We start from the raw sequence: 13,162 nt of genomic DNA on the forward strand, positions 1-13,162 counted from the left end.
CATGGCCGAGAAAAGCACGCCGCCGCGCAGTTTTCAGGAAATCATCCTGAGGCTCCAGTCCTACTGGGCCACGAAAGGCTGTGCGATCATGCAGCCCTACGACATGGAGGTCGGCGCCGGTACCTTCCATCCGGCCACCACATTGCGCAGCCTTGGCTCTCAGCCATGGGCCGCCGCTTATGTGCAGCCCTCTCGCCGCCCCACCGACGGGCGTTATGGCGAAAACCCCAACCGGTTGCAGCATTATTATCAATACCAGGTGCTGATCAAACCCAGCCCGCCCGATCTGCAAGCGCTGTATCTGGGGTCGCTGGAGGCCATCGGCATCGACATGGACCTGCACGACGTGCGCTTCGTGGAAGACGACTGGGAAAGCCCGACGCTTGGCGCGTGGGGCCTGGGATGGGAGGTCTGGTGCGACGGTATGGAAGTCAGCCAGTTCACCTATTTCCAGCAGGTCGGCGGCCATGACTGCAAGCCGGTCTCGGGCGAGCTCACCTACGGTTTGGAACGGCTGGCGATTTATATCCTCGGTGTCGATCATGTCATGGACATGCCCTTCAACGATCCCGACGCGCCGATCCCGCTGACATATGGAGACGTGTTCCGCCAGACGGAGGAGGAATACAGCCGCTTCAATTTCGACACGGCGGAAACCGAGATTCTGCTGCGCCACTTTGAAGATGCCGAGGCCGAGTGCGAGGCGATCCTGAGCCATCCGCATGACGACCCCAAGACCGGCAAACGCATCATCATGGCGCATCCCGCCTACGACCAGTGCATCAAGGCCAGCCATCTGTTCAACCTGCTCGACGCGCGCGGGGTGATCTCTGTCACCGAACGTCAGGCCTATATCGGTCGCGTCCGGGCGCTGGCCAAGAAATGCGCCGATGCCTTCGTTCAGACCGGGGCAGGCGGCTGGGTGAACGCGGATGGGTGACTATCCCGAAATTTCCAGCGTTCGACGTGCGAAGTACAATCTTCTGAGATTTCTTCCGGGACGATACGGGCGTCGCTATCAGGCCAAGCACGAGGAGGTCTTTCTTCATGCTGAGCTGCGGAAGCGTCAGGCCGGGCTTGCGGCTGAATTCGATGCTGCGCTGGAGAAATCCAAAGGAAAGATCGCGATTGATCTTGGGGCAAACCTTGGCGTGTTCACGTCCAAGATGGCTGCTCACGCGTCCAAGGTGTTCGCGTTCGAACCCGACCCATGGACTTGCGAGCTCTTGCGGAAGAACGTTGAAGGCTTGGCAAATGTCGAAGTCATCGAGGCCGCAGCAGGGGACGGAGAAGGTGTTCTGCCGCTCTATCGCCATGTCGGGTACGCAAAGAACCCGGAGGGGTTGTCGCAAAGCAGTTCGATCCTGGCAGAGAACCGTGATATCGACCCCCAAGAGGCGTCAGCTCAGGTCAGAGTGATCGACTTTGTCGACTTCCTTCGATCCTGCAACGGGCAGGTTGGCGTATTGAAGATCGATATCGAAGGCGGTGAACTGGCGCTTCTAAAAGCGTTGCTCGACAGCGACGTTCTGGAACGGATCGACTACATCTTCTGTGAAACGCATGAACGGCTTATGCCCGCTGCAGCTGATGATTTTGCCGCCTTGCGTCGCAAAGCAGCAGGCATCGAACACCCTAAAATCAACCTGGATTGGTTCTGACACATGATGGGGAGAATTCTTGTGTCCGCGATCGTTCTGACCGCCGCCGCCGCCGGCGCCCTTTTGTGGTGGACCGAAACGCGCGCCTATTATGAGCCGATCAGCATGGAGGCGGTGACGATCAGCGCCACGACCTTCGACGGTGTGGTCGACCCGCTGCCGATCGCCGATTTCGAGGGCATCGACGCCGACACCTCGCCCCTGCGCTTCCGGGCCTGTTTCACTACGCCCCTGTCGCTGGCCCTGATGACCGAGACCTACCAGCCCTATGACGGTGCCACGCCGCTCAACACGCCGGGCTGGTTCGACTGCTACGATGCGGGCACCCTGACCCGCGCGCTGGAAGCGGGCACCGGTCTGGCCTTCCTGGGTGAACACAACATCGTCTACGGCATCGATCAGATCGTGATGATCACCGAAGACGGCCACGGCTATGCCTGGCACCAACTGAACCATTGCGGGGAAGCGGCCTATAGTGGCGATCCCGTCCCCGAAGACTGCCCGCCCGCGCCCGAGAGGAACTGACATGCCCGATCTTCTGCTGGAACTGTTCAGTGAGGAAATCCCCGCGCGGATGCAGACCCGCGCCGCGGAAGACCTTAAGAAACTGGTCACCGACGCGCTGGTCGAGGCCGGGCTGACCTATGCCGGGGCCGGGGCGTTTTCGACCCCGCGCCGTCTGGTGCTGGCACTGGAGGGGCTGACCGCGGAAAGCCCCGACGTGACAGAGGAACGCAAAGGCCCGCGCACCGATGCGCCTGAAAAAGCGTTGGAAGGCTTTCTGCGCGCCACCGGTCTGACCAAGGACCAGTTGGAGGTGCGCGACGACAAGAAGGGCCAGACATATTTCGCCAAGATCGTGAAGCCCGGCCGCTCGGCAGAGGATATCCTGGCCGAGGTCATCCCCGCCACGATCCGCAATTTCCCCTGGCCCAAATCGATGCGCTGGGGTGCCGGGCCGCTCAGATGGGTGCGCCCGCTGCATTCGATCCTGTGTATCCTGTCGGATGAAAATGGCGCCCGCGTCGTGCCGCTTGATGTGGACGGCATGGCCGCTGGCAACACGACCGAGGGCCATCGTTTCATGGCTCCGGGCCGGTTTGCCGTGACCTCGTTCGATGACTATGCTGCCAAACTGAAAAAGGCGTATGTCGTGCTGTCCGCCGAAGAACGGGCCGAGCATATCTGGCACGACGCCACCAACATGGCCTTTGCCGCCGGGTTGGAGGTCGTGGAAGACAAGGGCCTGTTGGCAGAGGTTGCCGGGCTGGTGGAATGGCCGGTGGTCCTGATGGGTCCGATTGGCGAGGAATTCCTGTCGCTGCCGCCCGAGGTGCTTCAGACCTCCATGCGGGAACATCAAAAGTTCTTCTCGGTCAAAAACCCTACGACGGGCCGGATCGAGCGTTTCATCACCGTGGCCAACCGCGAAACCACCGATCATGGCGCGACCATATTGGCGGGCAATGGCAAGGTGCTGTCGGCGCGGCTGTCGGATGCGAAATTCTTCTGGGAAAACGATCTGCGCGTGGCCAAATCGGACATGTCCACCTGGACCCGCAGCCTGGAAAACGTGACCTTCCACAACAAGCTTGGGACGCAAGCTGCCCGGATCGACCGCATCGCAGCGCTGGCACGCGACCTGGCCCCGGTCGTGGGGGCCGACCCCGATCAGGCGGAGACGGCGGCACGGATCGCCAAGGCGGATCTCTCGTCCGAGATGGTCTTCGAATTCCCGGAGCTTCAGGGCCTGATGGGCCGTTACTATGCCGAGGCGGCCGGTTACCCGGCGCAGGTCGCTGCCGCCGCACAGGATCACTATTCGCCCCTCGGCCCGTCCGACGATGTGCCGACCGCGCCCATTTCGGTTGCCGTGGCGCTTGCAGACAAGCTGGATACGCTGACGGGCTTCTGGGCGATTGATGAGAAACCTACGGGCTCCAAGGACCCTTATGCGCTGCGGCGCGCAGCCCTGGGGGTGATCCGGCTGGTCCTGACAAACGGGCTGCGCCTCGATCTCGACCGGTTTTTTGATGCGCAGCTGGTTCGGGTCGAAGCTGCGGTCAATATCAGCCTTGGCGATCCCGCGCTGTCGGAGCTTTTGCAGGAAATAGCAGAACATGGCGTCTTCGGAGCGGCCTTTCATGCGGTGAAGGAACGTCTGGACGATTTGCACGATGATTTCCTTGCGCTGGAAAACAAGGTGCCGGATGCCTCCGACGACCTTCTGCGCTTCACCCATGACCGGCTTAAGGTCCATCTGCGCGATCAGGGCATCCGCCATGACGTGATTGACGCCTGCCTTGCCCTGCCGGGCAGCGATGATCTGGCGCGGCTTGTCAAACGAGCAGAGGCGCTGGCGGCGTTCCTCGCATCTGATGACGGCGAAAACCTCGTTCAGGGGTACAAGCGCGCCGCCAATATCCTTGCTCAGGCAGAGGCAAAGGACGGGGTGGAATACCGCTACGGAGCCGACGTGAAATTCGCCGAAACCGAAGAGGAAAAGGCGCTCTTTGCGGCGCTTTCCGAAGCAGAGGCTGCCGTTTCCCCGGCGCTTGAGGCCGATGATTTCCCCGCCGCCATGTCCGCCCTGGCCGGTCTTCGTGCGCCTATCGACGCGTTTTTCGAGGCGGTACAGGTGAACGCCGACAACGCCGTTCTGCGACGCAACCGTCTGAACCTGCTGCACGAGATCACCGCCAGCTGCGCCAAGATTGCGGACCTGTCCCGGATCGAGGGCTGATCGCTCTTTCCGTCTGGCTCAAGTACCGAGGATTTGGGACCCAAAAGAGCCAATGCTCTTGAAAAGAGCATTTGGGCCGGATCGCTGCCACGGGCACCGATCCGAACCTCCCCTCTCTGGATCGCGGCCTGCAGGGCCGCGCGGGTCGACGTGCCGAAGGCACGGCGAAAATCCGGGGCCAACAAACGCCGCACTGGACCCGGCGCGATTCCTCTGTATGGTCGCGACAACCTGTTTTTCTGCAAGTGCGAAGAAAATGCCCGACCGCCCGGATATCGTCCAGATCACGCCGACCGCGCCGATTGCCAAGGATATGCATGGCAACCGCGCCAAATGTCTGCAACGCCTGTTGCGGCTTGATCTGCCTGTGCCGCTTTCCGTGGCCCTGTCATTTGACATCGTGCGCCGGCTGGCACAGGGCTATGTCCCTGACATGGGTGCTTTGGCTGCGATTTTTGCCGAGGGTGATCTGCTCTCCGTCCGGTCCTCCAGCGAGGCGCCCGATTGGGGCGGGCCGGGGACGGTGCTCAATATCGGCATGAATGATGCCATCGCCGCGCGCATCGCTGAAGAGCATGGCCAATCTGCGGCTGACCAGCTCTATTTGTCCTTCATTCGTGCCTATGCGGTCGATGTTCTGCGTCTTGATGAAGACCTCTTCGCCGACCCAATCACCCCACGCATCGCGCTCAACCATTTCGAAGACGAGATGGAGGAGCCCTTCCCTCAGGATGTTGAAACGCAGCTGACCGAGGTCCTGCGTTCGATGGCGCGCGCGTGGGAGGGCACCTCGGCCCGCCTTCTGCGTCAGGCCAAGGGCGCACCGGCCGATGCGGGGTTGGGTCTTGTCGTGCAGCGCATGGCACTTTCCATCGGCAAGGAAGAGACCGGCGCGGGTGTTCTTCAGTTTGTGTCCACCGATACCGGAGAACCGCAGATCACCGGCCGCTACCTTCCCCAAAGCCAGGGGCGCGCGGCGCTGAGCGAGGCGGATGCCCAGTTCATTGAAACCGATGCGCGCGGCACAGCGTTGGGGGATCGTTGCCCCGACCAGGTTGCGGCGCTGCGCGATGCGGGTCATCTGATCCGCACGCGCCTTCGTGACGAAATGCAGATCGAGTTCACCCTGATGGAGGGAAAGCTCGCTATTCTGGATGCCGTGCGGGTGCCGCGGTCTGCGCGGGCCGATGTGCGCATCGCCGTCGATCTGGCCGAGGACGGGATTATTTCCCGCAACGAGGCACTCCTGCGCATCGCACCGTTTACGCTGAACCAGATGATGCACCGGCAGCTTGACCCAGAGGCGCATGGTGACGTGCTGACCCGTGGCATTGCGGCGGCCCCCGGCGCGGCCTCCGGCAAGATCGTGTTCTCTGCTGCTGCCGCGCAGGCCGCCAATGCGCAAAACGAACCCTGTATCCTCGTGCGACGCGAAACCAGCCCCGAGGATATTCGCGGTATGCATGCAGCCGAGGGTATCTTGACTGAACGCGGCGGCATGACCAGCCACGCGGCGGTGATTGCCCGTGGCCTTGGTGTGCCCTGCGTCTCCGGCGCCACAGACCTGCAACTGGACCACCGCAAGAAGACCCTGACAGTGCCGGGCCGCAAGGTCTTTCACGAGGGCGATATCATCACGATCGACGGCAGTTCCGGTCAGGTTCTGGTCGGGGCGGTGCAGATGATTGAGCCCGATATGGGAGGCGCGTTCGCCACGTTGCTGAAATGGGCCGATGACGCGCGCGATATCGGCATTCGCGCGAATGCCGACACACCCGAGGACGCGCGGCTTGCGCAGACTTTCGGTGTTGATGGCATCGGTCTGTGCCGGACCGAGCATATGTTCTTCGACCCGATCCGTCTGACCGTGATGCGCGAGATGATCTTCACCGAGGATCCCGCCGACCGAAAAGCGGCGCTGGAACGGTTGCTGCCCATGCAGCGGGGTGATTTCATAGAACTGTTCAAGCTGATGCAGGGCCAGCCCGTCTGCATCCGGCTGTTTGACCCGCCCTTGCATGAATTTCTGCCTGGCGACCGTGATGGCATCCGCGCGCTGGCCGAGGCGCTGGACCTTCCTGTCAGCCGGGTTGCTGCACGGATCGAGAATCTTCAGGAGTTCAACCCGATGCTGGGGATGCGGGGTGTGCGGCTTGGCATCACGGTGCCGGGCATCTACGAGATGCAAGCCCGCGCCATTTTCGAGGCGACGGTTGCGGCGTCAGAGGGCGGGGATCCGGTCGTGCCGGAAATCATGATCCCGCTGGTCAGCGCCAAGCGCGAGGTGGAGCTGATCAAGGACCGCGTCGATGCGGTCGCGGCTGCCGTGCGCAATGAAACGGGCGTGAACTTCACCTATCGGCTTGGCGTCATGGTGGAAACGCCGCGCGCCGCCCTGCGCGCCGGAGAGATCGCTGAACATGCCGCCTTCCTGTCCTTCGGTACCAACGACCTGACACAGATGACTTATGGCCTGTCGCGCGACGATGCGGGGCGGTTCATGTCGGCCTATGTCAATCAGGGCGTCTACCCCGAGGATCCATTCCAGCGGCTTGACCGTGACGGGGTAGGCGAATTGCTGCTGCTCGGATCAGCCCGTGGCCGAGCCGCGCGGCCCGGCATCACCCTGTCTATTTGTGGTGAACATGGCGGCGATCCCGACTCGATTGCCTTCAGCCGATCTGCCGGATTCGACTATGTCTCCTGCTCACCCTTCCGGGTGCCGGTCGCCAAACTTGCGGCAGCTCAACTGTCCATTTCTGACATATAATCGGCGCGATTCCAGTCCATTACAGCATGACGTTGAATGATTCTCTGCACTCTGACATCTATCCGTTGGGGTGTTGTTAAGGGAATGTCACTAGATTGTGCTCTGGTTTGGTCGATTGGCGGCCTTTCCGGTAACAGTATGAGGTCGAAGCAGAGCCGGGAAACACCGGTCAATGGGGGATGCCCAGAATGGGACAGCCAAAGATCATGCGTGCCTTCCGGGCCGCTACCGCCGCACTGATGTTCACCGCCGGTCTGGCGCAGGCCGATGTGGTGGCGTCTACGTCTACCGACCCGACACATACGCTCGGATCGCTGTTCACGTCTGTGATGGGACAGGAACATAGCGGGATGCGGGCTGTCAGCCCTTTGCGCCTGTCGGCGCTTGGGTCGCCCTATACGGGGCAGGGGCTGGATCACACCAGTGGCGTGGCACCCTATTCAGCAGCAGAACTTGATGCCATGGGCCGCGCCCGTGGTGGTCGGCAATGGCAATGCCTGACCGAAGCGCTCTATTTCGAGGCGCGCGGCGAAAGTGTCGAGGGCCAGTTCGCAGTGGCAGAGGTCATCCTGAACCGCGTCGATCATGCCAACTATCCCGACACGGTCTGCGGTGTCGTTAACCAGGGCACCGGGCGACGTTGGGCTTGCCAGTTCACCTATACCTGCGATGGGCGTCCCGAAACCGTGACCGATCACGCGATTCACGAACGCCTTGGCCGCATTGCGCGCATCATGCTCGACGGCGGTCCCCGTAATCTGACCGGAGGGGCCACCCATTACCACGCCAACTGGGTCAACCCGTCCTGGGCGCAGGACTTCCCCCAGACTGCCGAAATCGGTGTGCACCTGTTCTATCTCGGCCGCTGACCCAGGTCGTATTCCCGGCCAACAGTGACGCCTCAGGCCCGTGCATCCCGCGCGCTTGCCTGTTAGAAGGGCGCGACTGTCCTGACCGGCCCCGGAGGCCAAGCCCATGTCCGACGAAACCCGCCTCGCCTTCGCGCATCCGTCCGAGCGCGCCAAGGCCACTGCCGGAAATGACCCGCTCGACCGGATCAGCCTTGCCGATCATGAACGAGAGGTCGAGATCGGCGCCTTTCAGCAGGAACGCGGGTTGTTGCAGCGGGTGCGCTTCAATGTGGTGGTCGAAGTGCGCTCCGCCGCAGATCCCGATGCCGACGATGTCGACCGGATCCTGTCCTATGACACGATTTCCGAGGCCATCGACCACGAATTGCAGGCCGAGCGGCTGAATTTGCTCGAAACGCTCGCCGCCCGCATTGCCGAGCGCATCCTGGCCCATCCCCTGGCCGCGCGCTGCTTCGTCCGGATCGAGAAACTTGACCGAGGGCCTTTCGCGCTTGGGGTGGAAATCGTGCGCAGCGCCCCGGAGCGCCCCCGCCTGTCGCTTCTAAAGGACGGGGCCCCGCATCCGTTGGTGGTGTACCTGTCAAACGAGGCCATTGCGCGGCCCGACCTGGCGGCGCTGCTGGACCGGCTGGAGGATGAGGGCAAGCCGGTTATTCTCTGCGTGGGCCGCCCCGATACGGCGGTGCCTGTCGCGGATCACGCCATGCCTCAGCGACGCATTGACCTGTTGGCCATCGAACAGAACGCCTGGATTTTGGCCAGCCATGATGACCGTTGTGTCGTTGTTGACAGCCGGACAGAGCTGGACTGGGCGATGAAACACGGGCGGATTTCGGTCTGGGCCCCCTCCAAACTTGTGCTGGACAGCGTCGATGGCCCCGAAACCTCGGTCCGTTCGGGTGAGGCGCTGGCACTTTGGCTGGCCGAAAGCTTCGAGGCGGAGGGGATGCTGTTCTTCGGCGGCACTGCGCCCAAGTCAGATATTGCCCTGACTGTGCTGGACCCGAAGGCCATGCCCGCGCTCTGAGCCTTGCCCGACAAGGCCCTTGGCGCTATCCGGTCTGCCAACCCTTCAGAGGCCCAGATGACCTTATACTATCGCCCGATCGCCCAGACAGACCCGGCCCGTCCTGCTGCTGCCTTGCCGCTCGCGGGCACTTGGGCCTGGTTCACCCATGTGGAGGAACTGACACGAGGCCGCGCGCCGCGCGTGATCCCGGCCGATGCTGTGCCGTCTGGCGTGCTTGCCCGCCTGACCGCCACGCGCGCGCCGATTGCGGGCCTGTCGCTGGACGTTCCCCGCATCATGGGCATCCTGAACCTGACGCCAGACAGCTTTTCCGATGGTGGAGAGTTCAACACCCCCGCCGCCGCCATGGCACAAGTGTCTAGGATGCTGGACGAGGGGGCGGATATCCTCGACCTTGGCGGCGAAAGCACCCGCCCCGGTGCGCAGGAAGTGCCGATAGACGAAGAAATCGCCCGCACCGCTCCGGTGATCGAGGCCATCCGCGCGGCGGGAATTGACACGCCCATGTCCATCGACACCCGCAAGGCCCCGGTTGCCAAAGCCGCCCTTGCTGCGGGTGCGCAGCTGATCAACGATGTCTCCGCCTTTGCCTTCGACCCCAACATGCAGGGCCTGGCCGCCGAAACCGGTGCGCCCGTCTGCCTGATGCACGCACAGGGCCTGCCCGAAACAATGCAGGACAATCCTGATTACGCGGATGCGTTGCTCGATGTTTATGACAGCCTTGAAACATCCGTCGCCGCAGCCGAGGCCGCCGGTATCCCCCGCGAAAAAATACTCGTCGATCCCGGGATCGGCTTCGGCAAGCGCGATCCGCACAACCTGGCGCTTATCGGGCGGATATCCCTGTTTCACGCGCTTGGCTGTCCGATCCTGCTTGGCGTATCGCGCAAGGCCAGTATCGGGCGCATCGGCAATATCGCGGATCCTCACGATCGCGGCCCCGCATCGGCAGCAATTGGCCTATGGGCGCTTGGGCAGGGGGTCCAGATGCTGCGCGTCCATGATACAGAGGTGCACAGACAAATGATCGCGCTTTGGCGCGCGGCAGCAGAGGGACAGGCATGACTCGCAAACTCTTCGGCACCGATGGCGTGCGCGGCCGCGCCAACAGCTACCCGATGACGGCGGAACTGGCGCTGAAACTGGGCGCTGCAGCGGGTCGCTATTTCCGGCGGGATCAAAGCCCGGTCCACCGGGTGGTGATTGGCAAGGATACACGGCTGTCGGGCTATATGATCGAAAATGCGCTGACGGCGGGGCTGACCTCGACCGGTATGAACGTGCTGCTGCTTGGCCCGGTGCCGACGCCCGCTGTGGGCCTTCTGACCACCTCCATGCGTGCCGATCTGGGGGTGATGATTTCCGCCAGCCACAACCCGGCTATCGACAATGGCATCAAGTTTTTCGGCCCCGACGGCTTCAAGCTGTCGGATGAGGCTGAGATGGAGATTGAGGAGCTGGTCTTTTCCGAGATCCAGCCCGCGCAGGCCGAAAATATCGGTCGCGCCAAGCGCATCGACGATGGTCGCTCGCGCTATGTGGAACGGGTGAAAGGCACCTTCCCGCACGGGCTTAGCCTGGATGGGCTTCGTGTGGTCGTCGACTGCGCCAACGGTGCCGCCTACAAGGCCGCCCCCGAAGTTCTTTGGGAACTGGGGGCCGAGGTTATCCCGCTTGGCGTGGCGCCCAATGGTTTGAACATCAACGACGGCGTCGGCTCTACCAAACCCGCCGCCGCGCAGGCCCTCATCCGCGAAACCCGCGCCGACGTCGGCATCTGCCTGGATGGTGACGCCGACCGTGTGGTGATCATCGACGAAAACGGAGAGGTCGCCGATGGCGACCAGATCATGGCGCTGTTTGCGAACAGATGGGCAGAAGAGGGCCGCCTGAAGGGCCACACGCTGGCCGCGACCGTCATGTCCAATCTTGGGCTGGAACGCTACCTGGCAGAACGTGCGATCAACCTGCACCGTACCCCGGTCGGGGATCGTTACGTGGTCGAGGCGATGCGCCAATATGGCCTGAACCTTGGCGGCGAACAGTCCGGCCATATCGTGATGACCGACTATGCCACCACCGGCGACGGTCTGATCGCGGGTCTGCAATTCCTTGCTGAAATGACCCGCACAGGCAAACGTGCAAGCGAGCTGGCCCGCTGTTTCGAACGCGTCCCGCAGCTGTTGCAGAACGTGCGTTTCGCGGCGGGCCAATCCCCGCTGGAAGAGGCGCAGGTGCAGCAGGCGATTGCCGAAGCAGAGGCGCGGCTGGAGGGCTCTGGCCGGTTGCTGATCCGCAAATCGGGCACGGAACCGCTGATCCGCGTCATGGCGGAATGCGAGGATGAGGGCCTTTTGCGCAACGTCGTCAGCGAGGTCGTAGCGGCGGTGGAAGCCGTCGTCTGATCCTATTCCGGCCGCACGAGCCGTGCGGTGACAAAGATCACCAATTCACTATGCCGGTTTGTATTCGCACTCGACCGGAATGCGTGGCCAATGACCGGCAAATCCCCCAGGAAGGGAAGGGACAGGTCTGTTTCGACCCCATGTCTAGGAGCCTGGTGCATCAGACCCCCGATGATGATGGTCTCGCCATCTCGCACGGTCACCTGCGTTTGCGCCCGGCGGATCAGGATGCCGGGATCACCGGTGGCATAAACGTTTCCTGAGAACTCCAGATCGGTATCCCCGACGCGGGGCGCACCGGCAGCGGTTGCGTCCGATGTGATCAAGGATTGGGAAAGGTTCTTGACCACGCCACGGATGTTCAGCTGAACGCGGCCTTCTTGTGTGTTGAGCCGTGGTGTAACGATCAGGCTTAGGCCCCTTTGGCTGATCCCGTCCAGATCGGCATCGCTCATCACTCTGGGGGCATTGCGAAACAGCGTGTTCAGATGCCTCAGATTTGGAATCTGCAGCAGCTCGATACGATCGTCATCTTCAAGCTGGTTGAGAAAGGCCGTTGAAGGCGTGGCGAGCCCGGAAACAGCTCCCGCAGCCAACCCGGCAGTAAACAGACGGCGGTCCATGGCACGTCCTCCCCTTGTGGCAATGAAACCACTATGCCACAGAAAAGGGGTTTCTTCCGAGTCTGTGTCGGATCAGCCTCGGAAAAGCCGTTTCAGCGCGCCCCATTGGCTGAGGAAGACCCCTGCCAGAATAAGGGCCATCGCGGATAGCAGCGATGGCGGTAAAGGTTCCGACAGAACCGCCGCGCCAAGGATCACCGACCAGACCGGCACGATGTAGTTGGTGAGGCTCATGAATGTGGGCCCTGCCGAGCGGATCACCATGACACGCAGGATGTTCGCCCCCGCTGTCGGCACCAGCCCAAGCAACGCCAGCACGGCCAATGTCTGCCCGTCTACAGATGGCGGCAGCCCCTCGACGATCAAGGCGGCAGGAATGACCAGAACCGCCCCGATGATAAGCAGCACGGTCGCCAGCCCGATCGGATCAATCGCGGGCAGGCGGCGCATCAAGACCGAGCTAAGCGCATAGCACCCCGCCACCCCCAGACAGGCGAGCCGCCCGAACGGCTCCAGCGACGACCCGGTGGAGGAAAACGCTTCCCCCCCGATCAGCACCACGACCCCCGCAAAGCCGATCACGAAGCCAGCGGTCCGGCGCAGCGTCATCCGTTCCCCCGGAACCAGGAAATGTGCCAGCGGCAGCACCATCAGGGCCACGGCGGCCATAGACACACCGGCAAAGCCAGATGTTGTGTATTGCTGCCCCCAACTGAGCAGCATGAACGGTATGGCAGAGCTGAGCGCCCCAACAACGATCATCGTCGGCCAGTCCCGTGCGTCCTCCAGAAACAGTTTTCCGCCACGTACCAGCCAGACCGCCGTCATCAACGCCGCCGCAAAGCCGATCCGCGCCGCGGCCAGCCAGAAGGGCGTGATGCCGCGCAGGGCGATTTCGATGACCATGAAGGTCGCCCCCCAGGTCAGCCCGAGCACGAGGATCATGAACCAGCTTACGCGGGTGATATTGGGGGTCATATGGGGGCTCCTTCCCCGCGCACCTGACAGGGGCGGGCGGGGAAGGTCAATGGGCGACGCTTCGCTTCAGGACGAAG

At 62.5% G+C, this 13,162-nt stretch carries 11 protein-coding genes; 9 read left to right on the top strand and 2 right to left on the bottom strand.

Features of this window, described 5'->3' with window-relative positions; genetic code table 11:
- Position 1: 1 nt before the first annotated feature.
- The 9 genes from ACROHD_RS05560 to glmM all read left to right on the top strand — a co-directional run bounded on the left by ACROHD_RS05560 (position 2) and on the right by glmM (position 11,484).
- Entirely contained in the window at positions 2–940 is a 939-nt protein-coding gene (locus ACROHD_RS05560; RefSeq protein WP_432676364.1) for a glycine--tRNA ligase subunit alpha, read from the top strand.
- Positions 933–1,661 carry an FkbM family methyltransferase gene (locus ACROHD_RS05565; protein WP_432676365.1) on the top strand — a complete coding sequence of 243 codons (729 nt, stop codon included), beginning with the start codon at positions 933–935 and terminating at the stop codon, positions 1,659–1,661. Before ACROHD_RS05560 ends, ACROHD_RS05565 begins: the two co-directional genes overlap by 8 nt.
- A 21-nt stretch (positions 1,662–1,682) precedes the next feature.
- The gene (locus ACROHD_RS05570) at positions 1,683–2,186 is read left to right on the top strand and encodes a DUF6446 family protein (RefSeq protein ID WP_432676366.1); all 504 of its coding nucleotides are present in this window, start codon (positions 1,683–1,685) and stop codon (positions 2,184–2,186) included.
- A 1-nt stretch (position 2,187) separates the two neighbouring features.
- Positions 2,188–4,404 (top strand): glycine--tRNA ligase subunit beta, encoded by a 2,217-nt coding sequence (glyS, locus tag ACROHD_RS05575; RefSeq protein ID WP_432676367.1) that lies wholly within the window; start codon positions 2,188–2,190, stop codon positions 4,402–4,404.
- 256 nt (positions 4,405–4,660) lie between these two features.
- A complete protein-coding gene (locus ACROHD_RS05580; protein ID WP_432676368.1) occupies positions 4,661–7,174 on the top strand; it encodes a putative PEP-binding protein in 2,514 nt (837 codons plus the stop codon).
- 188 nt (positions 7,175–7,362) lie between these two features.
- Positions 7,363–8,043 carry a cell wall hydrolase gene (locus ACROHD_RS05585; protein ID WP_432676369.1) on the top strand — a complete coding sequence of 227 codons (681 nt, stop codon included), beginning with the start codon at positions 7,363–7,365 and terminating at the stop codon, positions 8,041–8,043.
- Between the two features lie 106 nt (positions 8,044–8,149).
- Positions 8,150–9,073: a dihydroneopterin aldolase gene (locus tag ACROHD_RS05590; protein WP_432676370.1), complete on the top strand. Its 924-nt coding sequence runs from the start codon at positions 8,150–8,152 to the stop codon at positions 9,071–9,073.
- A gap of 57 nt (positions 9,074–9,130) precedes the next feature.
- Positions 9,131–10,144, top strand: coding sequence for a dihydropteroate synthase (folP, locus tag ACROHD_RS05595; protein WP_432676371.1), 1,014 nt, complete (start codon positions 9,131–9,133; stop codon positions 10,142–10,144).
- Positions 10,141–11,484, top strand: coding sequence for a phosphoglucosamine mutase (glmM, locus tag ACROHD_RS05600; RefSeq protein ID WP_432676372.1), 1,344 nt, complete (start codon positions 10,141–10,143; stop codon positions 11,482–11,484). The genes folP and glmM overlap by 4 nt, the downstream gene beginning before the upstream one ends.
- A gap of 2 nt (positions 11,485–11,486) precedes the next feature.
- Here glmM and ACROHD_RS05605 read toward each other — a convergent pair whose 3' ends face one another.
- Together ACROHD_RS05605 and ACROHD_RS05610 are read right to left on the bottom strand one after the other, a co-directional pair.
- A complete protein-coding gene (locus tag ACROHD_RS05605) occupies positions 11,487–12,107 on the bottom strand; it encodes a type II and III secretion system protein family protein (protein WP_432676373.1) in 621 nt (206 codons plus the stop codon).
- Positions 12,108–12,179: 72 nt separating this feature from the next.
- Positions 12,180–13,085, bottom strand: coding sequence for a DMT family transporter (locus tag ACROHD_RS05610; protein WP_432676374.1), 906 nt, complete (start codon positions 13,083–13,085; stop codon positions 12,180–12,182).
- Positions 13,086–13,162: the final 77 nt, after the last annotated feature.

Source organism: Nioella aestuarii (assembly GCF_050896395.1).
Classification (GTDB): Bacteria; Pseudomonadota; Alphaproteobacteria; order Rhodobacterales; family Rhodobacteraceae; genus Nioella; species Nioella aestuarii.

Excerpts from the sequence above, each read along its gene's own strand:
- ACROHD_RS05560 (WP_432676364.1), top strand. The coding sequence starts at position 2 with ATGGCCGAGAAAAGCACGCCGCCGCGCAGTTTTCAGGAAATCATCCTG.
- ACROHD_RS05565 (WP_432676365.1), top strand. The coding sequence starts at position 933 with ATGGGTGACTATCCCGAAATTTCCAGCGTTCGACGTGCGAAGTACAAT.
- glyS (WP_432676367.1), top strand. The coding sequence starts at position 2,188 with ATGCCCGATCTTCTGCTGGAACTGTTCAGTGAGGAAATCCCCGCGCGG.
- ACROHD_RS05580 (WP_432676368.1), top strand. The coding sequence starts at position 4,661 with ATGCCCGACCGCCCGGATATCGTCCAGATCACGCCGACCGCGCCGATT.
- ACROHD_RS05585 (WP_432676369.1), top strand. The coding sequence starts at position 7,363 with ATGGGACAGCCAAAGATCATGCGTGCCTTCCGGGCCGCTACCGCCGCA.
- ACROHD_RS05590 (WP_432676370.1), top strand. The coding sequence starts at position 8,150 with ATGTCCGACGAAACCCGCCTCGCCTTCGCGCATCCGTCCGAGCGCGCC.
- folP (WP_432676371.1), top strand. The coding sequence starts at position 9,131 with ATGACCTTATACTATCGCCCGATCGCCCAGACAGACCCGGCCCGTCCT.
- glmM (WP_432676372.1), top strand. The coding sequence starts at position 10,141 with ATGACTCGCAAACTCTTCGGCACCGATGGCGTGCGCGGCCGCGCCAAC.
- ACROHD_RS05605 (WP_432676373.1), bottom strand. The coding sequence starts at position 12,107 with ATGGACCGCCGTCTGTTTACTGCCGGGTTGGCTGCGGGAGCTGTTTCC.
- ACROHD_RS05610 (WP_432676374.1), bottom strand. The coding sequence starts at position 13,085 with ATGACCCCCAATATCACCCGCGTAAGCTGGTTCATGATCCTCGTGCTC.